This is a genomic window from Gillisia limnaea DSM 15749 (assembly GCF_000243235.1).
Taxonomy (GTDB): domain Bacteria; phylum Bacteroidota; class Bacteroidia; order Flavobacteriales; family Flavobacteriaceae; genus Gillisia; species Gillisia limnaea.
The window spans coordinates 3388961-3415958 of the sequence record NZ_JH594606.1; the positions used below are offsets into that span (position 1 = coordinate 3388961).

Annotated in this window: 23 protein-coding genes; 9 read left to right on the plus strand and 14 right to left on the minus strand. The window is 35.7% G+C overall.

Features of this window, described 5'->3' with window-relative positions:
* Positions 1–59: 59 nt before the first annotated feature.
* The 8 genes from GILLI_RS16825 to GILLI_RS16860 form a co-directional block, all read right to left on the minus strand.
* Positions 60–494 carry a DUF4339 domain-containing protein gene (locus GILLI_RS16825; protein WP_006990326.1) on the minus strand — a complete coding sequence of 145 codons (435 nt, stop codon included), beginning with the start codon at positions 492–494 and terminating at the stop codon, positions 60–62.
* A gap of 25 nt (positions 495–519) precedes the next feature.
* Positions 520–951 (minus strand): DUF4339 domain-containing protein, encoded by a 432-nt coding sequence (locus GILLI_RS16830; protein WP_006990327.1) that lies wholly within the window; start codon positions 949–951, stop codon positions 520–522.
* Between the two features lie 241 nt (positions 952–1192).
* Positions 1193–1381 carry a hypothetical protein gene (locus tag GILLI_RS16835; protein ID WP_006990328.1) on the minus strand — a complete coding sequence of 63 codons (189 nt, stop codon included), beginning with the start codon at positions 1379–1381 and terminating at the stop codon, positions 1193–1195.
* Positions 1382–1439: 58 nt separating this feature from the next.
* The gene (locus GILLI_RS16840; RefSeq protein WP_006990329.1) at positions 1440–2795 is read right to left on the minus strand and encodes a restriction endonuclease subunit S domain-containing protein; all 1356 of its coding nucleotides are present in this window, start codon (positions 2793–2795) and stop codon (positions 1440–1442) included.
* Complete coding sequence (locus GILLI_RS16845) at positions 2782–4410, minus strand: HsdM family class I SAM-dependent methyltransferase (RefSeq protein WP_006990330.1); 1629 nt, start codon at positions 4408–4410, stop codon at positions 2782–2784. Before GILLI_RS16845 ends, GILLI_RS16840 begins: the two co-directional genes overlap by 14 nt.
* A 9-nt stretch (positions 4411–4419) precedes the next feature.
* The gene (locus GILLI_RS16850; protein WP_006990331.1) at positions 4420–7488 is read right to left on the minus strand and encodes a type I restriction endonuclease subunit R; all 3069 of its coding nucleotides are present in this window, start codon (positions 7486–7488) and stop codon (positions 4420–4422) included.
* Between the two features lie 798 nt (positions 7489–8286).
* Entirely contained in the window at positions 8287–8925 is a 639-nt protein-coding gene (locus GILLI_RS16855; protein ID WP_006990332.1) for a VapE domain-containing protein, read from the minus strand.
* Between the two features lie 18 nt (positions 8926–8943).
* Positions 8944–9234, minus strand: a complete 291-nt coding sequence (locus GILLI_RS16860; RefSeq protein ID WP_006990333.1) for a helix-turn-helix domain-containing protein — start codon at positions 9232–9234, stop codon at positions 8944–8946.
* Between the two features lie 462 nt (positions 9235–9696).
* Between GILLI_RS16860 and GILLI_RS16865 the strand changes: the two genes are divergently transcribed.
* Genes GILLI_RS16865 through GILLI_RS16875 form a run of 3 tightly spaced genes read left to right on the plus strand, consistent with a single transcriptional unit; the run spans position 9697 to position 11188 of the window.
* A complete protein-coding gene (locus tag GILLI_RS16865; RefSeq protein WP_006990334.1) occupies positions 9697–9900 on the plus strand; it encodes a type II toxin-antitoxin system Y4mF family antitoxin in 204 nt (67 codons plus the stop codon).
* A 12-nt stretch (positions 9901–9912) separates the two neighbouring features.
* Complete coding sequence (locus GILLI_RS16870) at positions 9913–10248, plus strand: HipA N-terminal domain-containing protein (protein ID WP_006990335.1); 336 nt, start codon at positions 9913–9915, stop codon at positions 10246–10248.
* Entirely contained in the window at positions 10238–11188 is a 951-nt protein-coding gene (locus tag GILLI_RS16875) for a HipA domain-containing protein (RefSeq protein WP_006990336.1), read from the plus strand. Before GILLI_RS16870 ends, GILLI_RS16875 begins: the two co-directional genes overlap by 11 nt.
* 26 nt (positions 11189–11214) lie before the next feature.
* Here the strand turns inward: GILLI_RS16875 and GILLI_RS16880 are convergent, their stop codons facing one another.
* The 3 genes from GILLI_RS16880 to mnmE all read right to left on the minus strand — a co-directional run bounded on the left by GILLI_RS16880 (position 11215) and on the right by mnmE (position 14697).
* The gene (locus GILLI_RS16880; protein ID WP_006990337.1) at positions 11215–11934 is read right to left on the minus strand and encodes a hypothetical protein; all 720 of its coding nucleotides are present in this window, start codon (positions 11932–11934) and stop codon (positions 11215–11217) included.
* Positions 11924–13072, minus strand: a complete 1149-nt coding sequence (locus GILLI_RS16885; protein ID WP_006990338.1) for a site-specific integrase — start codon at positions 13070–13072, stop codon at positions 11924–11926. Before GILLI_RS16885 ends, GILLI_RS16880 begins: the two co-directional genes overlap by 11 nt.
* A 221-nt stretch (positions 13073–13293) precedes the next feature.
* Positions 13294–14697, minus strand: a complete 1404-nt coding sequence (mnmE, locus tag GILLI_RS16890) for a tRNA uridine-5-carboxymethylaminomethyl(34) synthesis GTPase MnmE (protein WP_006990339.1) — start codon at positions 14695–14697, stop codon at positions 13294–13296.
* 247 nt (positions 14698–14944) lie between these two features.
* Between mnmE and GILLI_RS16895 the strand changes: the two genes are divergently transcribed.
* From GILLI_RS16895 to GILLI_RS16920, 6 genes are all read left to right on the plus strand, one after another.
* Entirely contained in the window at positions 14945–15283 is a 339-nt protein-coding gene (locus tag GILLI_RS16895; protein ID WP_040507147.1) for a DUF4870 domain-containing protein, read from the plus strand.
* Positions 15284–15692: 409 nt separating this feature from the next.
* Complete coding sequence (locus GILLI_RS16900; protein ID WP_006990341.1) at positions 15693–18332, plus strand: chemotaxis protein CheB; 2640 nt, start codon at positions 15693–15695, stop codon at positions 18330–18332.
* A 58-nt stretch (positions 18333–18390) separates the two neighbouring features.
* Positions 18391–20751 (plus strand): PAS domain-containing sensor histidine kinase, encoded by a 2361-nt coding sequence (locus tag GILLI_RS17800; RefSeq protein ID WP_006990342.1) that lies wholly within the window; start codon positions 18391–18393, stop codon positions 20749–20751.
* Positions 20752–20773: 22 nt separating this feature from the next.
* On the plus strand, positions 20774–21400 hold the full coding sequence (locus tag GILLI_RS16910) for a response regulator (protein ID WP_006990343.1): 627 nt from the start codon (positions 20774–20776) through the stop codon (positions 21398–21400).
* Positions 21401–22024: 624 nt separating this feature from the next.
* Positions 22025–22477, plus strand: coding sequence for a response regulator transcription factor (locus GILLI_RS16915; RefSeq protein ID WP_006990345.1), 453 nt, complete (start codon positions 22025–22027; stop codon positions 22475–22477).
* Between the two features lie 39 nt (positions 22478–22516).
* Positions 22517–23131: a hypothetical protein gene (locus GILLI_RS16920; protein ID WP_006990346.1), complete on the plus strand. Its 615-nt coding sequence runs from the start codon at positions 22517–22519 to the stop codon at positions 23129–23131.
* A gap of 143 nt (positions 23132–23274) precedes the next feature.
* On the opposite strand, the gene dnaN is transcribed toward GILLI_RS16920, so the two are convergent.
* The 3 genes from dnaN to gldF form a co-directional block, all read right to left on the minus strand.
* Positions 23275–24393, minus strand: coding sequence for a DNA polymerase III subunit beta (gene dnaN, locus GILLI_RS16925; protein ID WP_006990347.1), 1119 nt, complete (start codon positions 24391–24393; stop codon positions 23275–23277).
* Positions 24394–24587: 194 nt separating this feature from the next.
* On the minus strand, positions 24588–26261 hold the full coding sequence (gldG, locus tag GILLI_RS16930) for a gliding motility-associated ABC transporter substrate-binding protein GldG (RefSeq protein ID WP_006990348.1): 1674 nt from the start codon (positions 26259–26261) through the stop codon (positions 24588–24590).
* Between the two features lies 1 nt (position 26262).
* Positions 26263–26997 carry a gliding motility-associated ABC transporter permease subunit GldF gene (gene gldF / locus GILLI_RS16935; RefSeq protein ID WP_006990349.1) on the minus strand — a complete coding sequence of 245 codons (735 nt, stop codon included), beginning with the start codon at positions 26995–26997 and terminating at the stop codon, positions 26263–26265.
* Position 26998 lies beyond the last annotated feature (1 nt).

The window sequence follows — 26998 nt, forward strand, 5'->3', positions numbered from 1 at the left end:
CCCAACAGTAAACTACCCATTCATTAACATTGCTAATAACCAATTGAAAGATTAAACGATTATTTTTTTTTACTGCTGAAATATAATATTACTGCAACGAGGCAAAAACCTATAAAAGCCATAAAGTAGCTTACTGTATTAGCTTCAGAAAAAGCATGATTGCTCATGTTTTCGCGACCTCCGAAATTACTGACTATTAAATCATAGCTAATTAACTTCACTATAACAGCAAAAATTAACCCTATCACAATGCGTTTGACTACTTCATTTGAGGATGCCTTAGGATCTTCTCTATTTGGAATTTGAGGTATCTCATCTATAGAGTCCGTGCTGATTAAAACTTTTATTTCAGGAATTTCATTAGGCTTCAACCAATTCTTATTTCCTTTTTTCCAAACTAAAGTGTTTTTAGAAATTTTATCCTTATTAATTTCTTGCAAGGTAAACGGTCCCTCCTTGTCTATTCCTTCTGTTAAATAATATAATTTTTCCATAGGTATTCATTTTGGGGCAAATTGTTTAATTAATAAATACTTTCAATATTTTCTTTGTTACAATTAACGACACAAAAAACAATGCAATGCCAATAAAATAACTTCGACTATTAGCCACCTGTGAGACATAATGGCCATCATAATTTTCTAAATACCATTGATAAATAAGAAACTTAGTGGCAAAGCCGACAACAATTGCAGTAACAATATGTTTGACATAGTTATCTGGGGGCTTTTGTATAGGATTAGCTTTTAAGTCATTATTTGTGACAGGAATGGGTGGTGGAATTTCTTCCGAATTCATACTAAATTCAGAGATATTTTGTAACTCTGTCCAAGAGTTCATTCCTTCTTTCCATACTAATGTATCGTTTGGAAGATTCCGATTCTTAATTTCATAGGTAGTATATGGCCCTATCTTTTCTCCTTCTTTAATGTAGTAGTAATAATTATCCATGTGATATAAGGTATTTTAATTAAATTGTCTTGTTCCCAGTCATCATTAATCATTTCCTAGAATCTATCAAGTAAGGCATAATGCCTATACGATGAGGAATACTCTATTTATATTTTATATTTAACTCCAACCATTCCCAATTCATCCTTAGCCTCACCATTAGTAGCCTACCCATGCATAATTATTGGTAATACCCATCTCTTAACTCCTGTGACATTTTGGAATTGGTATAGTGGGATGATCAATTATTTGTCAAATAAATATCAGAATTTGCGTTTTCAAGTAAGCTACGTAAATACAGATAAGAGTGACTTGAATTACAAACGTCTATTAATGTTTCAGTCTTTAATTTATTTGTTGTTTCAGGACCATACCCGTAATCTGAAGCAATCAGTTCTATCATTTCCTTTCTTAACAATACTCTTTTCATAGTTTTTTGTTTTAATATAACTACCAAACTAAAAATGTAAATAAAGTTTTTAGAAAATTTAATTATACTTCTCTCTTTCCTCCGCAACCATACCCAATTGCTCTTCAGCCTCACCCACAGTAACCTGCCCATTCATTAACATAGGCAATAACCAATCTCTAAGCTCTGCGAGTTTTTGATTTTCTTTTAGATAAGTTTGCTTTTGAGCTTGTATTGGTTTTGCGTAATCATAAAAATGCGCCATAACTATATCGTCAGGAATTACAACTTGATGATTGGTAACAAAAGACTCGAATAATAAGTTTTTAATTCCACTAGTTTTTCCTTCCCAACCAAATAAAACTCCTGCATCATATAAGCGATTCCATTCGTATGCAAAATTATATAGTGCTTTTTCTTTTTTCAGAGTTACAGCTTTACAGAAGTTTGAACAGATTAAAGGGTTTTCAAATCTTTCTATAGTCTCTTTTGTAATGAAAGCCATTCTACCTGTAGATTGTGTTGGACTTCCTCCTGAAATTTCAATTATAAAATCTCCAACCTCCATTAATTTATGGCTGTTTTTTTCTAAAACATATCGTGTAGGACTTTTAACTTCTCCTTTACCGTTCAAGCCATTTAGATCTGCACCACGAATACAAGACACCTTGATTACATAATTACCTTCTTCTGTTTCTTTTCCCCAATCTCCACTTTTATCATTTTTAATCCAAGCCGACAAAGAATCAACCTCCCATCCCTCAGGAATCTCACGTTTCAATTCCTCATTAAAAACCATTGTACCACCCGAAGATTTATATGGTTCGCCATTGGGATCCGGGAAATCGAACTGCACAAACCAATAATCGTAAAGCGTTATTGCCATCGCTTCTAACTTCTGATTTATTTTGTTGTTGACTTCTATTTTGGCATCTAAATCAGAAATTATTTTTGTTGCATTACTATAATTTATTGAATCAAAAATAGGAACCATTAAGTCAGCGACATGCTGAGTGTTTATAACGCCTTGAACAGACCCTTTCACTGATCCTTTTATTTGATCTTTAATAAAAGGAGAATCAAAATGTAATTTTAAAAGCTTCGAAGATATTATATCAACATCCGGGCGAATTATAACTGCATTTAAAACTTGAGCTTCTTCTTCAAGTTCATAAACCATAGCATTTCCGTTTGAGCCATGACGGGCGATAATAAGGTCTCCCTTAAATAATTGTGATTTTTTATTTTTCTTATGAAACTGTAGAGTTACATATTTCAACTGTTTTAAGTTGAAATCATCAATATCAGTTGTTCTTATTATTGGAACACTACCAATTACATCTGAGCTACAATAAAAATCGTTCACTGGACCAACAAATCCAACTTTCACACGCTTCACAACATCTTTTAATCTTTCAAATCTAAAACCTCTCATATCCTATTTTATTAAGATTTTTTTGAATATCCAGACTTATTGATTTTGAATCATCAAATAATTTATTCAAACCATTTTTAAAATCGTCCATTTTCACTGTAAACTCTTCTGCTGTAATATCTATATATTCAATTTTAACTTCAAAATATTGTCCTGCATTTAGGCTATAGTTTTTCGCTTTTAGATCGTCATAAGAAACCACAACAGAAAAATCGTCTTTAGCCTCTTTGGCATTAAATACGTCTATAATTTGTTGCTCTTCGGCATCGCTTAAAACGGTTTTTTGGTTTTTACCCTCTTTTACTTTGGTTCCTAAATTAGAGGCATCTACCAACACCACATCTTTGGTATTGGTTTTATCTAAAAACAAAATACTCACGTTGGTACCTGTAGTTGCAAATATGTTAGACGGCATAGAGACCACACCTGATAGCATTTTACTTGCTACTAGTTTTTGTCTAATTTTTTTATCGATACCAGATTGTGCAGTTATAAAACCTGTAGGCACTACAATGGCTGCTTTTCCTTTAGAGCTTAAACTGTGTATGATGTGTTGAATAAACAGTAAGTAAATAGCCATTGAGTCTTTCTTTTTGGCGGGCACTTTTGGGATACCAGCAAAAAAGCGTTCCTTATTGGCTTTGCTATCTAAATCTGCACTGTATTCACTAAAATTCAACTTAAAAGGTGGATTAGATACTATATAATCAAACTTTTCTAACTGCCCGTTGTCTTGTTTGTGATACGGGCTTAGAATGGTATTGCCTTGTATAATGTTTTGTATGGAATGAACCAGATTGTTTAAAATAAGGTTTAAACGTAACAGGGCAGAGGATTTCTGCGAGATGTCTTGGGAGTAGATGGTACATTTATCTTCCCCAATGGCATGCGCCAAATTCATGAGAAGAGTCCCAGATCCTGCACTTGGGTCGTAACAGGTTACATTGTTTACATTAGTGTCCGTTACCAAACAGGAAGCCATAATTTTAGCTACGGCATGTGGTGTGAAATATTCGGCATATTTACCACCGCTATTGGTGTTGTAATCTTTAATTAAATACTCGAAAATAGTCGCGAAAAAGTCAAATTTCTGTGTAAAAATATGCTCAAAGCTAAAGGTGATAAGTTTGTTCACTAAGGCTTTGCAAAAGGCATCTCTATTGTCTGAAACATACTTGCTAATGTTCTCGAACAATACTATTTTTTCTCCACCTTGAGTAAGCACAGAGAAAATATCGTTATTGGCTTTAGCAACATCCAATAGGGTTTGGTCAAAAATATCTGCAAACTGTGGTTGATTTTGTTGTTCAAATAACCGAGACAATAAGTTTTTAGGTGCAATACGCGCGGTGTTTTCGCTTATTTGCATCGTGAGCATTTCTAGATCATCTTCAGAATATTTTTTTAAGGCTTCATCAAAATCATCCGCTTTGGCTAGATCAGGATCTAATAATTTTAATTCGTAAACGTATTTATCGTTTAAGAATTTATATAAAAATACCTGGGAGATTATTTTAAATTCGTTTCCGTCATTTCCTAAACCGTAATTGGCACACACGCTTTTAAGATCGTCTATAAGTGCTTTGGTTTGGGTTTCAAATTGGTTTGTAGTCATGCTTTATTTTTAGGCAACGTAACCGTTGTATTCGTTCATATATTCTTTTATTATTATACTATTAATGCGTTTAACATCTGTTGTAGTAATGTTTATATTTTGTTCTGTTTTAAATTGATTAATTACCAATCGCATTACCATTTTCTCGACATAACTCTCGTTCTCTAGAATTTTTGAGTTTTGCAAAATCTCTTTATCTACAGCGGTTTTTAATCCTTTTAGCGCATCAAATAATTTACGTTCGCTTTCAGTTAAGGGGTCTTTTTCCATTAAGCGCTTGTGTATGCGTGCATACTTAGCATCGTAATCATACTTTGCTTTCAGCAGTCGGTTTTCGCGCTCCAGGGTTTTGGATTTATCGTAAATATCATTTAAAGCTTTAATGTTGGCTTCCATTTCTTCTTTGGTTACCTCACTTAGATTTTTCTTTTTAAATAAACGTTCTAATTCTTCGCGTAAAGAAACAAAAATTGGATCGCGAGGATCAAAATTGCCTCCTAACATTTCACGTGTTTTTTGTAGGATGTCTTTAAGCTCGTCTGCCAATACCATTTCCTCTTCTTTTATCTTGGTAAAAGCAAAAATAACATCTTCTAAAGCCGTGTTTAAAATATTGGTAGTTTCTACGTTGTTTTCTAAGGCTTCTCTTGTATTTATTAAGTTTAACCTATCGTTTGCCAGACGAGATAAAACAGATAGTTTCCTGAAGTCTAATTTTTCTAGTAACTCAAAATTACCAGATAACCGAATGAGATTATAAAGTTCTTTGGCATTGTTTAATGCTTTTGATATTTGGCGGATTTCTGTGCGCTCATTGATTTCAGATATTTGCTCACCAAAGACTGTCGCATTTTCTGTATTAAATTTGAAAAGAACATCTTTTATCTCTTCAATCTCCTCTTTTATTTCTTCCGCAGATTTAAAAAGGTTGGAGTAGTGCTGCATTTCATCTCCCAATTCAGATTGCAGTTCATTGAAATAATCTTGATTGGTTTGGTCAAACTCTTTTTGAATATCAGCAAAATCTACTACGTAGCCGTATTTATGATTTTTATAAGTCCTATTAACACGTGTTAGTGCTTGTAACAAATTGTGGCTTTTGATCTTTCTACCAATGTATAATTTCTTTAATCGCTTGGCATCAAATCCAGTTAATAGCATATTATATACAAATAGAAAATCTAGGTTACCTGCTTTAAAATCGGAAACCCAATCCTTGCGGTCTTGTTTGGTGCCTACATCATGTAAAATGACTTGTGCCGAGCTTACTTTGCTTTCCCCTCTCTTTTTACTTCCGTAACTCGCTGGCTCTTCAGCAGCTTGATAATAATAACCCTTTAATTTATTGGCAAACTTATCTTGAAAGATCTCATGCATCATCTTAGCTTGATCTGATGAATCGCAAACTACCATACCACCAATACTATTGTCATCCATAGCTATTCTTGCTTGCTCCATATCTCTAACTATATAGTCTAGCATAGGTTCTACAAACTTGGTATGTGCATAAATAACTTTCTTATCTGCGTCACCTTTTAAAACTTTTAGTTCTTCCAGGACTTCTTTTAAAGCCATTTTGTAATTAGTCGCTATTTCTTCACGAATCAACCGCAGGGTATACCCATCTTTAATAGATAGATTATAGTAATATTTATGAATATAATCTCCAAATAAGGTTTTGGAATTATATTCTTTACCTAACAAAGGCGTACCAGTTAAACCAATTTTCACCGAATGTTTGTCAGCTAATTCCAAATTGGCTAAAAAACTACCTTTTGGGTTATAGCTTCTATGAACCTCATCTAAAAAGAACACACGTTGCAGACTTAAATTGTAGTCGTTATTTTTTATAACATCCGGATCGTCTTTAAACTTCTGAATGTTTACGACCGTAATCTCAGCTTTACCAGAACTGTTGTGAATGACTTTGGTTGATTTAATGTCTTTTGTAAAAGCCTCTTTAGAATCAATTTTATAAACTACTAATCCACGAGCAGTAAACTCTTTAGCGGCCTGTGTTAATAAATCCAATCGGTCTACAATAAAGTAAAACTTAGGGATGATATTCTTCTTTTGATAAAAATCTGTAAGATGTTTTACATTAAAATAAGCCAAAGCTGTTTTTCCTGATCCTTGAGTATGCCATATAATCCCCTTTTTAATACCCTTCTCCAGCTTATTCTCAATCGCTTTAGTTGCAAATAACTGTGGATATCGCATGACATGTTTTTCCAACCCATTTTCTTCTTCTACATAAGCTAATGCATATTGCAGAATAAATTTTAATCGGTCTCTTTCAAATAAAGATGTTGAAATAGAATTGGTGGGTGACTTTGGATTTTTATTAGAGATAAATTCTTGTGAATTTTTAATACTCAATAAATTGGTGTCTTTTAAAACCACGTTTTCTTCTTCCTCAGAAATTGGATTCAAAATCGTATTCAAATCGAATGTTTCTTCTTCTCTAAAGTAATTGAATATAGGTTTATGGTAATTGGTTGTACTATAAAAAGCACCTTCTAACATTTGAGTGTCATCTTCACTATATTTCATGTTGTTAGAAAACACCATGAGTTGCGTAAGATTGATGAACTTTCGAAATTTCTTATTTTGAAAACGCCTTTGCATGCGTTTATGTTCGTCTTGAACACCATTTCTATTATTAGGCTTCTTAACTTCAATAAACACTAAAGGCATTCCATTAATTAAAAGAATGATGTCTGGTCTAAAGGTTTCATCATCCTTTTGATATGGGAGTTCTGTTATAATATGAAAAGAATTATTGTCAAAGTTTTCAAAGTCAATTAATTTAACTCCTGATTGATCAATTAATTTATTATAAAAAGCACGTCCTAAATCTTCGTTTTCTAATGACAATGAAACCTCATCATACACTTTCTTGATATCGTTCTCTGATAATCCAGGATTGATAATGTGAAGTTGTTTATAGAAAAGCTCTGTAAATATGTTGGTGCTTTGATCCCAAGAATTATTTTTTAATGATAGATACTTATATCCCAATTGCATTAAATGTAATATGGAAGGTATTTTAACCCTTGAATCTTCGTTATGAATCATTAATTATTGGTTAATTGAATATTTTTCAAATGATTGACATTAGGGCGAGAATCGAGGTCTAATTTAGTTAAAAGAAGATTAAATCACTGTACAACTATTAAATAAATCTTATGTAGTTTGAAAAAGTGTCATTTTAGGAGTATAAAACGGCAAATGAACAGCTTTTAGAAGTTAGTGATGGCTTTTGGTAGTGCCTTGCAATCACTGTTAATTTCATTGCTCTCATTTTAACCGCCGCGGTTACTTTTTATTTTTTCAATGTAACCGCCACCGTTAGTTCACCGTTTTTAATCGGTTATTCAATTCTTTGGGCAAGCCATTGTAGAGCATCCCTTTGGAACTATAAAGAAGCAATGGGGCTTTATCACATTCTTCCCAAAGATGGAAAGAGCGAACCCGTGCAGATGTAGGCTTTGTCTTTATAGCCTACAATTTCAAACGAATATTAAGTTTGACGTGTAAAAAAGGGTCCCGGGAGATGTATGCAGTTGATTCTTTGTTTATCTGTCTTAATCCGGGCTTGCAAACAACTGATTTATAGAAATATAGTTAGGAATGTTCATATTATTACCACGTTGTAAAGATAACTTTGTGTTTTAGAGATTTATCCTATTAAATCAGTTTATCTTGCGGAAAAAGTCTTCCAAATCGTTATTGTAAATACCTTCCTTTTTAAGTTGCAGGTCGGTTTTTCCTTCTGTCATATCCCAAATCTTTGCTTTTATTTTTTTTGAAAGAAGTAAGGGCAATTTTTTATATAATTGCAGTATCTTTTAAAGTGGCACTGTTTGACCGAAATCAGTGGCATGGTCCCTCCGAAATACCCACCAGAATAGATAATTCATCCAGATTGATTAAAAAGTTTCTCGTAAGCTGGATTCTGGCATCTTTATCTGTGGTCATGTCTTCTGCAAAATATTTGAAAAGGGTAGGGGGACAGAGAAACCTACACCAGGTAGACTTTCCCGAGTTCTGTTGAGAATGTACCAGTACCAGGCATTGCTTATTGAAGTAGTTCTTCTCTATTGAGCATTTAATAGCCCTCACCAGCCATTTTTTAAAATGATAGAGGAAGAGACCAGGTTCTTTTAGAGGCAGATAAGATACCAAGGCTTTGATATGATCTTCGCCGTCCCAATCAGGGATTGATTTGAAATAATATTCAATAGGATTAAATTTACCAATGAATTGAGACCGTAAAAATATTTCTAGTTTGGCAGGAGTTACCTGAATGTTGTATTGGTCTAGTTCTATTAAGAAGGAATCAATATCAAGGATTTCCCATTGATTTTTATTTTTACATGAGATCTGGAACTCTTGTCCCAATTCGTCAAAACGGATATCGTACTTTTCCACCGTGTACTCAAAGATGTAGTCATAAATTGTTTTTTTCTTATGCTCTTTCACTCCGTATAATTTGTTTTGGTTACCTGTCATACCCCTATATTTAAATTATTAGACGAATTTCCTGTTTCTGAAGGTGTAGTCAAGAGCTTCGCTCTTTAACTCACTTTTTGATTTCCGGGCATCTGAAAGCAGCCATTGATCCAGCTTGTCCTTTGAAAAATAGATCATTTTACCACGAGGCTTTGAAAATGGAATTTCACCTTTAGCAGTAAGTTTATAGAGATAACTTCGGGAGATCCCGGTGTATTCACTTGCTTCCTCTAAAGACATTACTGTTTTACCGGCTCTAATCATTTTTTCAATACGATCCAGTTGTTCCATAATTTTTAGTGTATCCATAGTTTAAAATTTTAGGTTTGAAAATGAATGAAATTTCTTTTTTTATTTGAATTCTGGAGCTAAGCTAAGAAGGGAAGGAAGTGAGAATGTATGCTTTAAGTACAGGGTATGTAAAATTAGATACCTTGTATGTAAAAGAAATTTGGAATAGACTAGGGTGAAACTATAGGTGTTATATATAATATCTGAAGTAGCTGAATTTGAACATCTTGTGCTTGGTCCGGATATAGATTTTTATTCTGGATCACAGTATTCTGCAGTTAAAAACATCGGTATTTTACGTTTATTATATTTTGGATATGAAGTAGGTGTAGAAATATTTTCCTGAAAATTGAGAATTCGTTATTATAAAGGTCTTGCCCTCTATATCATTATGCATATAAAAATAGAGAATTGAGGAGAAGTATATGTTCTAACATATAAAAACGTTATATTTGCCGATATTATATTTAAATACATATAATGAAGAATCTAGCACAATTTCTTAAAGAAAAGAGGAAAGAAAATAATCTCACCCAGGAGGAGTTTGCTGAAAGGGCAGGAGTGGCTTTAACTGTGGTGCGAAAAATAGAACAAGGCAAAGAAAACCTGAACCTTGAAAAGGTAAATCAGGTTCTTAAAATGTTTGGTCATGTTCTGGCACCTGTAAGTGAAAAAGATCTTTAAAACAAGAACACTATGCGGCAAGCCAATATATTTTATCGGGATAAGATTGCAGGAGTTCTCACAGAAACAGATGAAAGTGAATATATATATCAATATGATGATTCATACATTGAAGATCATTCGGAGGAATTTATCACCTTCACTATGCCTGTGAGAAAAGAACCTTATGTGGAAAAACGGCTGTTCTCCTTTTTTGAAGGCCTTATTCCGGAAGGATGGTTACTGGACATTGCAGCCAGAAATTGGAAAATAAACAGGAACGATCGCATGGGTTTGCTTTTAGCATGTTGCCAAAATTGCATTGGTGCGGTAAGTGTTCAACCAATAGTTGAAGGAAATGGGGAATAAATGCCTGTATTGCTATAATGAACTGGAAACTTCAGACCCTGATGATTTTCACAAAAGTTGTAGCCTGATTTTTTTCGGTACAGAATATCCACCACAACTTGAGTATTCACTGGATCAAATGGTTGAACTCGCAAAGAATGTGGTAGAGAGAAGAATTGCAGTGCCGGGAGTACAGCCAAAACTATCTTTATCTCTTGTTGGTAGTTCTCTGGCGGAAGAGGAGAATAGGCTTACGGTGGTGGGAGCTCTTGGAGGCAATTATATCCTGAAGCCACCTTCCGGTAACTTTCCTGAAATGCCGCAGAATGAACATGTCACAATGAGAATAGCAGAGGCTTTTGGAATAAGAACTGTCCTCTCAAGTCTCATAAGATTACAGAGCGGTGAACTCGCTTATATTACCAGAAGAGTGGATCGCACTGATTCAAATGAAAAGATCCATATGTTGGATATGTTTCAGATCCTCGAAGCTTTCGATAAATACAAGGGCTCCATGGAAAAAGTAGGGAAGGCCATTGGCACCTATTCCAACAACACCTTACTGGATAAACTTTACTTTTTTGAACTAACGGTTTTCAGTTTTCTTACCGGAAATAATGATATGCACCTGAAAAACTTCTCACTCATCAAAAGAGGAAAGATATGGACATTGTCACCCGCTTATGATTTGCTAAATGTAGCTGTCGTTAATCCCGGGGATGATGAAGAGTTGGCTCTGACTCTGGAGGGCAAAAAGAAAAAACTAAAGAAAGAACATTTTGAACGCTTAGGTGAAAACCTGGAACTGAACAGGAAGCAGATTGATAGCGTTTTCAGGAGATTCATCCAAAATAAAAAACTTGCTATTGCCTGGATCAGGAACTCTTTTCTGTCAAAAGAATATCAGGAAAAGTATATAGCCTTGCTAGAGGAGCGGTATTCTGTATTGATGGTGGAATAAAAATACAATATGAGAATGCCAATGCCCTAACTAAACTTCTGAAAGATTAAATTTAAATCGGAGTGTCGTTTGGAATAGCTACTTCGGGTAGGAGCGTTTTTAATGGTATTATAATTATAAGTTTTACCATCCGGCCTTACTATTAGCTTTGAAGAATTAAAAAAGTTTTTAAGGCTAAGGCTATTCTTGGGAAAGGTTTTGACCAGGAATTCATAAAACTCGCGGCAGCTGGGACCATCCATCTTAAAATAAATTTTAGAATTATGAGAATCCCAATTGTCGGTCAGCACCTTTTTAAAATCCAGCAGGGAAGTCCTTTCTGTGCTTAAGAGATCGTACCGAACCATTTCATTATATAGCTGAACTAATTGTATTTCTGATATAGAAAGATTAAAGTTTTCAGAAGATCTTGGAGCATTGTTTTTTAATTGCGGCTTAAAGGATACCTGAAATTTTTCAGTCCAAGAAAAATAGCAAACCAAGAACGCAAATGAAAAAGTAACTGAAATAATTATCTGAAAGAAAATTCCTTTATTTTCTATGGAATTATGCGAGTAGTACAATAAATGCATAAAGCTCAACCCAAGAAGGTGCAATAGAATCCGGGGTTTTTCGAGCTTACTCTGCCAATTGAAAGGCTCATTCAGGATATAATTTAAAACCCACGGAAGATAATGGATCGCCATTCGGCCATAGACATAAATAAAGGCCACACTTGTTAGGTATGTAAACAGATCAAAGTTCATAATCCATTTCAAGCTCGGGTATCAGGTAAGCCGCTTCTTTTTTCTTTTTATCGACAAGTTTAGCGTAAACCTGCGTGGTTCGTATTTCCTTATGTCCTAAAACTTTTGAAACCGTATAAATGTCCGCTCCATTTTCAAGTAATAGTACAGCGTGAGTATGCCTGGCACTATGGAAGGTAATGTGCTTTGTGATTCCGGCGCGCATACACCACCTAAGGATCTCTGCATTAAAATGAGCTCCGTATTTTAAACCCTGAAATACCCTATCATTTTCCTTTTCCTTTCTTCTTTTACCCAAAAGGTTCCTTGCTTGTTTTGATATATACTGATATTCCTGCCCAGCTGTTTTTTTCTGCTTGAACACCAGTCTGGTTTCATCCTCTTCATCCCGTACCTCAGACCAGGTAAGTTTGTTTACGTCGCTCCATCTAAGCCCTGTAAGGCAACTAAACATAAAGGCAGATTTAAGTATACCATGTTTACATTTGGCTTTGGCCATCGATTGCAACTCCTCCTGTGTTAGATGTTCCCTAGTTGTTTCCCCTTGTGCAAAACCTTTTACAGTAGTAGCAAAATTCCTACGAGTATAACCATCTTCAAAAGCTTGTCTTAAAGAGGCTTTAAATTTATTATAATAAGTGTATTTCGAATTCTGAGATAAAGGATTATTGGATTTAGTTCTTGAGTTTTTATTTAAAAACTTTTTAAATCCCAGAACGAAATCTTCATTAATGTCCTCAAAAGTTATTTTTTTCTTTTTGCAGTAATCTTCTATATGATTTTGGGCAGCATCCCAGTTATCGTAATTCCCCTTACTCTCATATCGTTCTTCTTTCAGTTTATCATAATAGGTGAGGAACAGTAATTTATCCTTTGAACGGTCTTTAATTCCATATTTACCCTGCGCGTATTCAGCCCGGCGTATGGATAAAATTTGTTCAGCTCTTAAGCGTGTTTCCTCATTTTCTTTCTTTTCGGAAGGAGTTTTAGGTGAAATGTATAGGTACTCTCGTAAATACTCGAACTCCCTATTATTTTTAGATTTTCCGTTATGATCAGTAATTTTTCCTTTATAATAATCTATGTAAAGACTATACTTCCCAGTTGTCAATTTCTTTTTTCTAAGATTTATTTTCATATCTAGGTCTTTTATATAAAGATAAGAGAAAAAAGTCAACTAGGTGCACAAAGTGCACCTAGTGTATAAAATTTAACAACGGGGTGCACTTTAGGTGCATAATGGGGTGCACAACAGATTAAAAAGAGAAAATATATAAAATAGTAAAGGGGCTGTAAAGCCCCTGTTTAAAAGAATTTGTATTCATTTGATATCAAATGAATACAAATAAAAGTTACTGTTTATTTTCCAATACAGAAATTCGCAAAGATATTTCCCAGCAATTCATCGTTTGTAACCTCACCTGTGATGAGGCCAAAATGAAACAGAGCCTCGCGAATGTCTATGGCCAACAAGTCCCCTGAGAGATTTGCATTAAGCCCTTCCTGCACCTTATTGATCTCCTCCAGCGCGCTTAAAAGCGCGTTGTAATGCCTCGAATTTGTTACGATGGTGTTATTATTTCTAAGTTCCCCGGTGTTTACAAAGTCCAGTAATTTTTCCTTAAGTTCGTCCACGCCCTCACCGGTTTTTGCAGAAATGGGTAAAAATTGAGTCCCTTCGACTCCGCTCAGGCTGACCTTGAGAATTGCGATTTGCTTTTCGTTTAATAGATCAATTTTATTGGCTATAATCAGAAGTGGTTTTTGGGAAAATCGATTTTTAATTTTTTCTATTTCCAGGATAGTAGTATTTGATATTCCTCCTTCGGGGGTTAGGGGGCTTAGATACACCACCACCTGCGCCTGACTTATTTTCTCAAAGGTTTTCTTTATTCCCATTCCTTCAATCACATCTTCAGTTTCCCGAATTCCCGCAGTATCTATAAATCTAAATCCTATTCCGCCAATAGAGATCTCATCTTCTATGGTATCGCGGGTTGTTCCTGCAATTTCAGAAACGATAGCTCTTTCTTCATTAAGCAGGGCATTGAGCAGGGTAGATTTGCCTACATTGGGTTCTCCTATGATCGCCACCGGAATTCCATTTTTAATGACATTACCGGTAGCAAAAGAATCTATAAGGCGTTTCAAAACCTGCTGTATCCTGCTTACCAGATCCCTGAATTGATCCCGGTTGGCAAATTCAACATCTTCTTCGGCAAAGTCGAGTTCGAGTTCTATGAGGGAGGCAAAATCGAGCAGTTCCTGGCGTAGTCGCTGGATCTCACTGGAAAATCCGCCGCGCATTTGTTGCATTGCAATTTGGTGGGAGGCCTGATTTTCAGAAGAAATAAGATCGGCTACCGCCTCGGCCTGGCTTAAGTCCATCTTTCCGTTTAAGAAGGCCCGAAGGGTAAATTCTCCCGCTTCTGCCGACCGACCTCCTTTTCTTATTAAAAGCTGAATTATTTCCTGCTGTATATAGGGACTGCCGTGACATGAAATTTCTATGGTGTTTTCACCGGTATAGGACTTTGGACCGTGAAATACTGATACCAGCACTTCGTCAATGATTTGTTGCTCATCAATAATATTCCCAAGATGCAGGGTATGAGTAGGTTGCTCCTTAAGTACTTTTTTGCTTTTGGCTTCAAATTGTGAAGAAACAATGGCAATAGATTCAGGCCCCGAAACCCGGATTACGGCAATGGCTCCTGCTCCCGAAGGAGTTGCTAAAGCTACTATAGTATCATTTAATTTCATTTGGCAAATTTACAGTTTTTATTTCTGCAATTACTTCAAGTAAAATGCCGAAAATTCTTAAATCAAACGCTTTATTAGTTATTTCAGAAAAGATTTTCTAATTAATAATTTAAATGAATAAATAATAGTATGAATTTTTTTTGTAACTTTTTAATACATAGTACTACATATAACAAAAGACAATAATTAAACTCATTTTGAGATTAACATCAATCAAAAACTAATGGACCATCAAATACACAACGTCATGAGAGAAGACAAACAATTATTAGTGATCACCCATCTTTCCCAACTATTGGATTTTGTTACCGGTATTGGTGGGTTCATTGTTCCCCTCATAATATGGTTAACTCAAAAAGATCAGGTGGCCGGAATGGATATCCACGGAAAAATGATCCTAAATTTCCAGATTAGTCTTTTTATTTACAGCATAGTAAGTATCCCTTTGATATTTCTTTTTGGATTGGGTATTTTTCTTCTGATAGCTATTGGTCTTCTTGCGCTTATATTACCTATAATAAATGCAATTAAAGTAAGCAACGGAGAACTGCCAGATTATCCATTGTCTATAAAATTTTTGAAATAAATAAGCGAACTATTTGGTATATAGCTGGAATATAAGCGAATTATTTTCAGGAAAACCTCCTGTTAAAGCTGAGTTTCTACGTAGATATAATATGGTATCAACCCTTGATATTCCTTAAATATTGTTTATCTGATTTAGGGTATTGCCAGAGATTATTCTATATTTAGTTAACCTAAATTTTAGATTTTGAATAGATAAAGCTGCACAAAAAACATGAAAATTTGAAAACGGATTTTCTTCAATTAGTTACTAGAATTCGTTCCTGTTTATAAGCTTACATCCAAAACCCGTTTAGAAAGAATTGTTGAAAATCTTTAAAATTTTATAATCAGTACGTATCTTAGAGGAAGACAGCAATTAGCAAAGTCAGCCTTCAGCTCTGCTTGGTTGAAAGGAAATTAATTTAGAAATGGAAAAAAAGAAAGAGAAAGCTCTGAAAAGGCCTAAGGATAAAAAGAATCCAACAAAGTCACCAAAACCATCACAAAAGGGGTTAAACAAATTCCCAATTGTTGGAATTGGCGCTTCTGCAGGAGGACTTGAGGCTCTTGAACTGTTCTTTGGCAATTTAAGGGTAGAATGCGATATGGCATTTGTTGTCGTTCAACATCTTAATCCGGACCGCAAGGGAATGATGCCCGAACTTTTGCAACGAATAACGCCGTTAAAAGTTTATCAGGCAACAGATTGGTTAAAAGTGGAAGCTAATAGTATTTATGTTATACCGCCAAATAAGAGCCTTTCTATTGAGGATGGTATCTTGCATTTATCCAATCCCGTTGAAAAAAGGGGGCTTCGGTTACCTATAGATTTCTTTTTTCGGTCCTTGGCCGAAGACAGGCAGGAAAAAAGTATAGGAGTGATCCTCTCAGGAATGGGATCTGACGGCAGTTTGGGCGTTAAAGCTATTAAAGAAAAAAGCGGTTTGGTATTGGTTCAGGATCCGGAAACGGCAAAATTTGACAATATGCCCCTAAGTGCAATGAAAGCCGTTCAGGCAGATATTGTGGCACCGGCAGAGGAATTACCCAAAAAATTAATCGATTTTAATAATCGTGTTCCGGCAGATGAGGAACTTGATCAAACAAATGGGATCGATAGAAAAAATCTTGATAAAATTATATTTCTTCTTCAGCAACAATCAGGACACGATTTTTCCCATTACAAAGAAAACACCTTATTTCGAAGAATAGATCGGCGAAAGGGGATTCATCGTCTAGATCGCATCGATGCTTATATACGGTTGTTGGAGGAAAATCCGGAAGAGCTTGATATTCTTTTTAAAGAATTGCTAATAGGGGTTACCAGCTTTTTTAGAGATGAACCGGTTTGGGAAAAACTTAAAACCATGGTCCTTCCGGAATTGATGAAAGGAGCCTCTAAAGACCAGGTTTTAAGAGCATGGGTTCCTGCCTGTTCTACGGGCGAGGAAGCATATTCCCTGGCAATTCTTTTTACAGAAGCCATGGAAAAGTTGAGGAAACACAAAAATTTGGTTTTGCAAATTTTTGCTACCGATATTAACCAGGAAGCTATCGAAAAAGCCCGGAAAGGATTTTTCTCCCCTAATGTTTCGGCGGATGTGTCCCCGCAGCGACTCAAAAAATTTTTCAAGTCTGAAACCGATGGTTATCAAATAAATCCCGCAATACGGGATATGGTAGTGTTTGCACCTCAAAATGTTATAAAAGATCCTCCGTTTACAAAACTAGACCTGCTTTTGTGCAGGAATATGCTTATCTATATGGAGCCAGAATTACAGGAAAAACTTATCGTCCTTTTTAATTACAGTTTAAAAACAGATGGAGTAATGATCCTGGGTACTTCAGAAACCCTAGGGAAACATACAGATAGTTTTAAAGAACTGGATTCAAAATTAAAAATATATCAACGCACTTCTACAAATTCAATCCGGGCGCTGGTTAATTTTCCAAGTGCATTTTTTAGAAAAAAAATATTGATTTCAGAAAAAAAGAAAAGCCCGGAGGTGATTGAAAATATTCAAACCCTTACAGATCAGGTTTTGCTGCAGCGTTACGCCCCGGCAAGTGTATTGGTAAATGCAAAAGGGGATATCCTTTATATTACCGGGCGTACCGGGAATTACCTGGAACCGGTGGCCGGAAAAGCAAATTGGAATATTTTTGCGATGGCAAGGGAAAGCCTGCGCTTCGAACTTCCGGCAGCTTTCCAGAAAGCCTCTAAGAATTATGAACCGCTTAAATTAAACCATATTAGAATTGAAACTAACAATAAAATTCTATACGTTAATTTGCTGGTGCAGCGTCTTGATAATCCAGCTGCACTTAAAGATATGATCATTTTGGTGTTTACCGATGTTATTGAAGAGATTGAAAAAAAGGATACAAAGCCATTACCAATAAAAGGAGCATCCGGATCCGGAGAAGAGCAAAATGAGTTTGAAATGGAACTTCAACGGAGTTACGAAGAAATAAAAAATATTCGTGAGCAAATGCAAATCTCTCAGGAAGAGTTACAATCTACCAATGAAGAGTTGCAGTCTACCAACGAAGAATTGCAGTCTACCAATGAGGAACTCACCACCTCCAAGGAAGAAATGCAAAGTATGAATGAAGAGTTGCAAACTGTAAACATTGAACTTAGAAGTAAAGTGAGGGATTATGTACAGGCAGACAGCGATATGAAAAACCTGTTGAACAGTACACAAATCGCTACTCTTTTTCTGGATAAAGATTTGAATATTCGTAGGTATACCAAGGAGGTAACTTCGTTGTTTAAGCTGCGTAAAACCGATATAGGCAGATCGTTCACCGACTTGGTTTCAGACCTGGAATATCCTGAAATTAAAGGTGATGCCCAAAAGGTTTTAGGCACCTTGATATTTGTAGAAAAAGCCATTCAAACCAAAGATGGAAGATGGTTTAATGTAAGGATTATGCCTTACAGGACGAACGACGATCGAATTGACGGATTGGTGATAACTTTTACCAATATAACAAAGGCTAAAAAGCTGGAAATAGAATTAAAAGAAGCTAATGATGAACTTCGGAAAAGTAAAATAAGCTAACAATTTTATTTCTTCAAATAAGAGGGACAAGTAATAACAAATTATTAAATAAGGAATTATGAAACAGAAGGTTAAAGACTTTGGAGTTTCGATCCTGCGCCGCAAGGCGGAGGAATTGCTTAAATATAATACCGAAGTCCCTACTTCCAATCTTTCTGAAGATGAAATTTTAAAACTCATCCATGAAATTGAGGTACATCAAATAGAACTGGAGTTACAAAATGAAGAACTTAAGCTCGCTAAGGAACGGGCATTAGAACTGGCATCTGAAAAATATGCAGAGTTATATGATTTTGCACCATCGGGTTATTTTACACTTTCCAGAGAAGGGGATATTGTTAATTTGAATTTTGCTGCCTCCCAATTGCTTGGTAAAGAACGTATGGGTTTAAAAAACAGCAGGTTTGGCTTTTTTGTATCTGATGATACCAAACCAAATTTCAATCAATTCCTTAAAAATGTTTTTGGGACAAATAAAAAGGAAATTTGTCAGGTAATCCTTATTCCCAGTAATGATTCTCTTTTATATGCCCAACTAACCGGGATTTCTATAAAAGATCATAACCACTGTCTTGTAAACGTAGCCGATATTACAAAGCTTAAAGAGGCAGAAAATGTTATACGCGACCTTTCATTGATAGCTACCCATACGGATAATCAAGTGATGATTGCAGATGTAAATGGAGCGATAGAATATGTAAATGAAGCATTTGAAAAACTCACCGGCTTTACCCTGGAAGAGGTAAAAGGTAAAAAGCCAGGTAGTTTCCTGCAGGGAGCCGAGACTAATCCGGAACACATAGTGGCTATGAGCAAAGGCATGAAAAAAAGAACGGCTTTTTCTCAGGAAATTTTAAATTATACAAGGAATGGTGAAATTTTTTGGGTGTCTACTTCTATCAATCCGGTATTTAATGCCCGGGGCGAACTGGAGAAATTTATTGCGATTGGGCAAAATATCACAGGGCGCAAAGAAGCAGAAACCCAACGGGAATTTGAACGACGGGATAAAGAGGCACTTATCAACAGTACAGACGATTTAATTTGGAGTATTAAGAACGACTTTTCCCTAATTGCTGCCAATAAGGCATTTCTGAACCTTATGAAACAAAAAACCGGCTATTTTTTTAGAAAAGGAGATCATGTTTTACCTGCCGACCTATTTGATCCTGAAAGAAGGAGTTTCTGGCTCAAACAATATGAAAAGGCCCTAAGGGGAAAGCGGTTTCTAATTGATACCGAAATGCAAAAAAACAAATCTTCTGAAAAGAACTACATGGAGATCAATTTTAACCCTATTTACGTAAATAAAAAGGTGGAAGGTGTTGCCTGTTTTGCAAGAGATATTACAGAATTGAAAAAAAATAAAGAAGCCCTTCTGGATTACAATAAAAAACTTCAGACAACTCAAAAAATTTCAAAATTAGGCTATTGGGAGTACAATTTAGAGACGAGGAAATTGTTCTGGTCAGATGAGGTTTATAAGATATGGGAGGCAGATAAAGCAAAGCATAATATTAGTCCGGAGAATTTCCAGGCTACTATTCATCCTTTGGATAAACCAGGTTATGATGAGTATATTAAGGATGCAAATTTGGGTAAGAAGCATTTAGTGATAAAATATAGAATTGTACTTGAAAGCGGTAGGATAAAATGGATCCATGAAACCGGGAATTTAATTACAAACGGGAAAGAAGAGCTTATCCACTATGAAGGTACCGTTCAGGATATTACCGCTCAAAAGGAATATGAAAATCAAATTTTAAATGTAAGCGAGCGACTTCGAAACTTGTCGGCACACCTTCAAACTGTTCAGGAAGAGGAGCGAATCAATATCGCCAGGGAAATCCACGATGAACTTGGCCAGCAGTTAACCGCAATTAAACTTGATGCTTCCTGGTTACAGAACAAATCAAAAAATAATGAAAAGGAAGAAAAGGACCGAATGGACCGCCTTATAAATAACATTAATGCAACAATAAAGAAAGTTCGGAAAATCGCGACGAATTTGCGGCCCGGGATTTTGGATGATCTGGGACTGGAAGCAGCAATTGAATGGCAGAGTGTACGGTTCGAGGAACAAACCGGGATTTCCTGTATATTGAAAACTTCTACCATTTCCGATAATTATGAAAAGACGGTCAATACTGCCGTGTATAGAATTTTTCAGGAAGCACTCACCAATGTAACACGGCACGCAAATGCAACAAAAGTTCTCATTAAACTTTCTGAAAAAAACAGTATTTTAGTATTGGAAGTATTAGACAACGGAAAGGGCTTTGTGGAAATTGAAAAAAACAATCTTACATCATTAGGCATTGCGGGAATGAAAGAACGGGCATTAATGATTAATGGAATATTTTCAATTAAAAAAAGAAAAATGGGCGGTACCAAAGTAAGGCTTGTTATTCGTTTATAAACCTGTGAAAAGTGATAAATACATGAAAGTTTTAATAGCCGATGATCACGCTATTTTGAGAAAAGGATTGATAGAGATCCTCCATGAAAGTTTTCAGTCACTAAAATATTTTGAGGCGTCCAACGGTATCGAGGCGCTTCAAATCACAAGGAAGGAATCCCTGGATTTAATTCTATTGGATATTTCCATGCCGGGAAGAAATGGCCTTGAAACGCTTAAACAAATAAGGGCAGATGGCATCCAGACCCCAATTCTTATTTTAAGCGTACAACCTGAAGATCAATATGCAATTAGGGTATTAAAGGCAGGGGCGTCCGGATATTTAAATAAGGATAGTGCTCCTGAGGAATTGATAAATGCTGTAAATCATATTCTAAATGGCAGAAAATATATTTCACAGGATATTGTAGATAAATTAGCACAATCCCTATCGCACCCTCTGGACCAACCTTTATACTCAAAATTATCGGATAGGGAATTGCAGGTTCTTAAATTTATCGCTTCCGGTAAAACTGTTTCAGAAATTGGTCGGGAAATCTCCTTAACAGTAAATACCATTAGTACCTACCGGGCCAGAATCCTAGAAAAATTAAATTTAAGGAACAATGCAGCGCTCACAAGGTATGCATTAGACAATGGTTTGGTTTAATTTAATCAAAGGTTTTAATTCCCCAGTAACTGTTAGTTCCATACGCTGGAATTCGTCCAAATCCTTAAGGTTTCATTCTTTTACAACCCTCGATTTTATTCCCGGGTAATTGATTTTTCAATGCCTCCATTGATTTTTTTAGCTATTTTTTTTAGTAGTTAGTTTTTGAAAATATCAATTTAGTTAAATCCTTGTAGTTGAAAACATTACAAATCTTTCATAATTTGTCCTATTTTTTATGGCTTATTAAAAGCCTTATTTAGTGGTATAAGATCAATAAGGAGTTTTTGATTTTTAGATATGGAAGTTGAAAACGTGGCTTCCTTCAATTAAAATAAATTTATCCCCACATAAGCTTCCCCCAACTATTTTTTTTAGATCGAAGTCATGTTTTTCCATATTTAATTCCAAATTAACCCCCATATTTTCAAATACTTTGAACATACATTCTTATGAACAGTGAATTTCAATCTAAGTTTAAGCTGTCGTATTTCAAAAAGCACCATAAAAACAATCCCTTACTTTTTGTATCCCAATGTATTTATAAATCAATAAGTTCGGAATTTCTGTAGTCTTTACCGCTACATCAAATTCACAGTTAGTCCTATTTTTTCTTTCATTGTTATGTCTAATATTGAGGGATACTACGTTAATGATTTGATAACTATGGTTTTAAAAATAATAACAGTTGATGATTCTGAAAAAATCACCTCCCACTTCAAGTATATTTTAAAAGATATAGGAAAGTTTAAATGGATGGGCCACGCGTATTCTATCCAGGAGGCAAAAGAATTAATAAAGCTTGAAAAACCTGATGTGGTAATTATTGACATTGAGCTGAAGGAAGAAAATGGGTTCGATTTATTGAAATTCATTAAAAGAATCTATCCCGATGTTGCAGTTTTTATGCTAAGCAATACAACCGATTTTAATGATACCAGAAAAAGTAAACAAATGGGAGCTCATTATTTAATAGATAAATCTTTTGAATTGTATAATATACCCAATTTCTTAATGGCTCTTCAAAGCGCTAAAAATACAAGTCAGAAATTAAATCGGTTTGAGTCTTTCACTTAAAAGGATTTTTATAAAAAGAACAATTAAAAAACAGAAGCAATGGGAAATACTGTAAATCTAAATAATTCTTTTTCTTCAGAAAATGAAAATATCGAGAGATTCGCTTGTTTTCCCTGGTCTGGGATATACACGAGAAGGAACTCTAAAGAAAATGGAGAAAAAAACAGGAATCACACAATTTCAAGTTCAAATAATAACTTGTTGTTAGGGATTTGTTTTATAACCGATATGGATGGATATTTCAAATACATTCATCCTAACTTTTTAAACTTATTCGAAGGGGTTGAAAATAAATTTTTTGAATCCTCTGTTTTGGATAAAGAGGAAACTTCTTTAGGTTCCCCATCCATCCTGAAATACCTGGTGGCAATGATCCAGAAAAGTACACCTCATTCTTTTCTTAGAAACAGGTTTAGTAAATGCATGAATAAATTCAATAAATTACAATGGAATATGGTTTATAACGGGGGCTTGCTATATTTTAGCCTGGCTGAAGTACCCATATCTCCCATTCAGGAGGAATCTACGATAAATGCCGAAAATTCACCTGCACAAATTTTGTCTAAAGACATCAAGAAAATTTATTGGGAAATAGAACATGCCAAAATGTTTCATATGAATCAAATTTCGAATTCTAAAATAATTACAGAATAAGAGTTTTGAAAAACCTTAATGAAAAGGTGCTTATAAAAATGGGAGTTTGGAAACGGAAAATACCTTTTAACCAAAAAAACACCACCCGATATCCGGATGGCGTTTTTTAATTTTTTATTCCCCCTTTGGGGGTTAGGGGGCCTTTAGTTATTCAACATCACCGGCATAACCAGCATTGTGATTTTTTCACCTTCATCAAGTCCGTCTACAGGCGTCAAAATGCCCGCGCGGTTAGGAAGGCTCATTTCCAGCTGAACTTCGTTTGCATTTAGGTTATTCAGCATCTCGGTTAAGAAACGGGAATTAAACCCTATTTGCATATCGTCACCCTGGTAAGAACAGGTAAGGCGTTCCTCCGCTTTGTTGCTGTAATCGATATCTTCAGCAGAAATATTTAATTCGGCTCCGGCAATCTTTAAGCGCACCTGATGGGTGGTTTTATTCGAGAAAATAGAAACTCTTCTTACAGAGCTTAAAAACTGGCTCCGGTCAATAACAAGTTTATTCGGATTTTCTTTTGGGATTACCGCTTCATAATTTGGATATTTTCCGTCTATCAATCTACAGATAAGCGTGGTATCTTCAAAAGTGAATTTGGCGTTGGACTCGTTGTACTCAATAAGCACATCGGTTTCACTTCCTGCCAGGATTCCTTTAAGCAATGTTAAAGGTTTTTTAGGCATAATAAACTCTGAAGCCTGGGAGGCAGAAACATCCTCCCGGGAATATTTTACAAGTTTATGAGCATCGGTAGCTACAAAGGTTAAACCTTCTGTAGAGAACTGGAAGAAAACCCCGCTCATCACAGGTCTAAGGTCATCGTTACCGGAAGCAAAAATGGTTTTGCTTATAGCCGTTGCCAAAACATCTCCCTGGATAATGGTGCTGCTGGCTTCTTTGAGTTCTACAGCTTTTGGGAATTCATCGCCATTGGCATAGGCCAGGGCATATTTTCCGTGATTGGAACTAAGTTCTATAGTGTGATTATCCTCAACAACAAACGTAAGAGGCTGCTCCGGAAAGGTTTTTAGTGTTTCCAAAAGCAAACGCGCAGGAACTGCAATAGCGCCTTCAGAATCCGATTCAACTTTTAATTTGGCAGACATGGTCGTCTCCAAATCGGAAGCAGAAACCCTTAGCTCATCCTGTTTAAGTTCGAATAAAAAATTATCTAAAATAGGCAGTGTGTTATTATTGTTAATAACCCCTCCTAATATTTGTAGCTGTTTCAGCAAGTAAGTACTGGATACAATAAATTTCATGGACGTATCGATTAATTTGAATCAATACAAATATATCCTAATCCTTCAAAAATATAAGTACATATGGAGATATTTTATTAACATGAAAATCAATTCAAACTATTTTATTTTATTGATATTCAGTAAGTTAGTATTTATAGAAAAGTAATAATTGTTGATATTTATTTTAGCGGAAGATATGTAGGTGAAACCACTTAATTTTTTTGATACCGTTTTTTTCTAAAATAATTAAAGCCGAAGGCGGCCATAAGTAATACCAAGACAGGAATGCCAAGATTGATTAACTGCCATTTCTCACGTTCGCTAACTGCCTTTTCGGTATTTAAAAATGCGATGTTTACCTCTTTTGCCCGAATATCTATCAATCCAGAATCGTCTAAAAGGTAGTTCACAGCATTCAGCAAAAATTCTTTATTGCCATAGGTAGTTCCTGAGTAGCGTTCAAATCCTAGTTCTAGCGGTTCCCCTTGTTTTAATTGATTTTTAATCACATCCCCATCTGAAATAACGATCATTTGGGTTGTTGCGCTACTGTCTAATGGTTTTTCGATCTCAAAGGGTTTTATCCTGTTTTTGTAAGCAGATTTAAAGTTGCCTTCCAGTAAAACTGCCAAAGGTTGTTCCCCGGCCGTATAGGAAGATACATCGGGTTTTGAATCCAGCATCGCCAGGCTTATTTCCCTTGGGGTTCCTTCGAGTTTGGAACGGGGTGAGCTGGTTAACAATACCGTTTTGCTAAGATTGCTTTTTAAAATATCGATAGGATTTGCCCAGTCAAATTTTACCGCCTCAAGATTGTTGATAATAGGGTGGGAGTTTGGGCTGGTAGTTAAGGGGCTGTAAAACCAGGGATAGGGCGTGAATTGTGTTTCATTCCCTCTTCCGGTTGCCAGGATTAGCGGTGCCGAATAAATATCATTAACCAAAACCGGGTTTATCCGGATGCCATAGGAAAAGAACATATCTCCCAGGTTTAGATCCCGGGGAATGGCAAATGCGCTACCGCTCACATTGAAAAGGCTATCGGTTTCCATGGCCACATTTTCTAGTAGCCACAGCGCTTTTCCACCTTGCATAAGGTATTGGTCCAGCAGGAATTTCTCCTCTTCAGAATAGGGCTGGGTTGGTTTTGCTTCGATAATCAAATCAAATTCCCGAAGATCATTTAATGTTTTTTGTGGATTTGCGGAGGTAGAGTCCAGGGTAAAAGGCGCAACAAAATAATACTGCTGAATGCTTTGAATAAAATCAGCCAGATTTGCATCGGGGAGCTCTCCGTTCCCGCGCATAACTGCAATTTTCTTTTTTCGTTCCCTAACCAAACGACTTATGGCATCGGCAAATGAATACTCCAGTTGTTGTACAGAATTGTTTACCCGTTCTTCATCTGTCGCCCCCAATGTATTCTTCAGTAAAGGGATTTTAATGGTTTCATCGTTGAAATTTGCAAGCGCCCAGGGGAAAATGAGCATTTCACTGGCCTTTCCATTTTCCATAACGCTTAGGCGTGCGGGGGTCATTCCAAGGGAATAGAATTCTTCGGCAATAGCATTGGCATCATCGCCTTCGGCCAAAGGGTCTATAAAATTGAACCTGATATTGGGATTATAGGAAACTACTTCTTCCAGAAATTGTCTTGTTTCATTTTGAAGTCTTCTAAATTCCGGAGGGAAACTCCCTTTCATAAAAACATCGATGATAAGCGGAGCTTCTACCTTACCTATAATTTCTTTTGCCGCCGGTGAGAGCGTATAGCGGTTATCCTGGGTCAAATCAAACCGTTGATGGTACTGTGATGCGAGCAGGTTTATAAGCACCAGGGAAGCGATGAGAAAAACAAGGTATTTATATTTGAGAAGTTGTTTCAAATCAGTTCTTATTTTTTTGAGAAGCGATCTTGTAATAGGTCAGGAACAGGAATAAACAAACCAAACTTAAAAAATAAATGAGATCCCGGGTATCGACCACACCCCGACTCATGCTTTTATAGTGGTAACTCATTCCCAGGTATTCTATGCCGTAGGAGGAATCAAAAAGCTGATAATCTGTTAGGCCTTCAAAAGCAAAAAACACAAGAAAACATAAAAATACAGCGATAATAAAAGCGGTGATCTGGTTGGAAGATAAGGCCGATGAAAATATTCCAATAGAGGTATAAGATGCAGCCAGTAGGATCAATCCAAGATAAGAGCCCAGCAATGCTCCCAAATCAAGGTTTCCAACCGGGTCACCTAATTGATAGATAGTGACTACGTATAAAACAGAGGGAATAAGAGCGATTAATGTTAAAAGGAAAGCACCTAAAAATTTCCCCCAAACCAGGTTCCATTTCCCAATGGGTTTTGTGAGCAACAATTCCATGGTTCCCTGTTTGTTTTCTTCTGAAAAACTCTTCATACAGATCGCCGGAATAAGAAAGATAAAGATCCAGGGAGCCAGATTAAAAAACGGACCAAGATCCGCAAAACCGTTATCCAGTATATTATAAGTGCCGCTGAAAACGAATAGAAACAACCCACTTACCACCAAAAATATTCCAACCACCAGATATCCCATAGTGGTTGAGAAAAATGACTGAATTTCTTTTTTTAAAATTGCTGTCAAA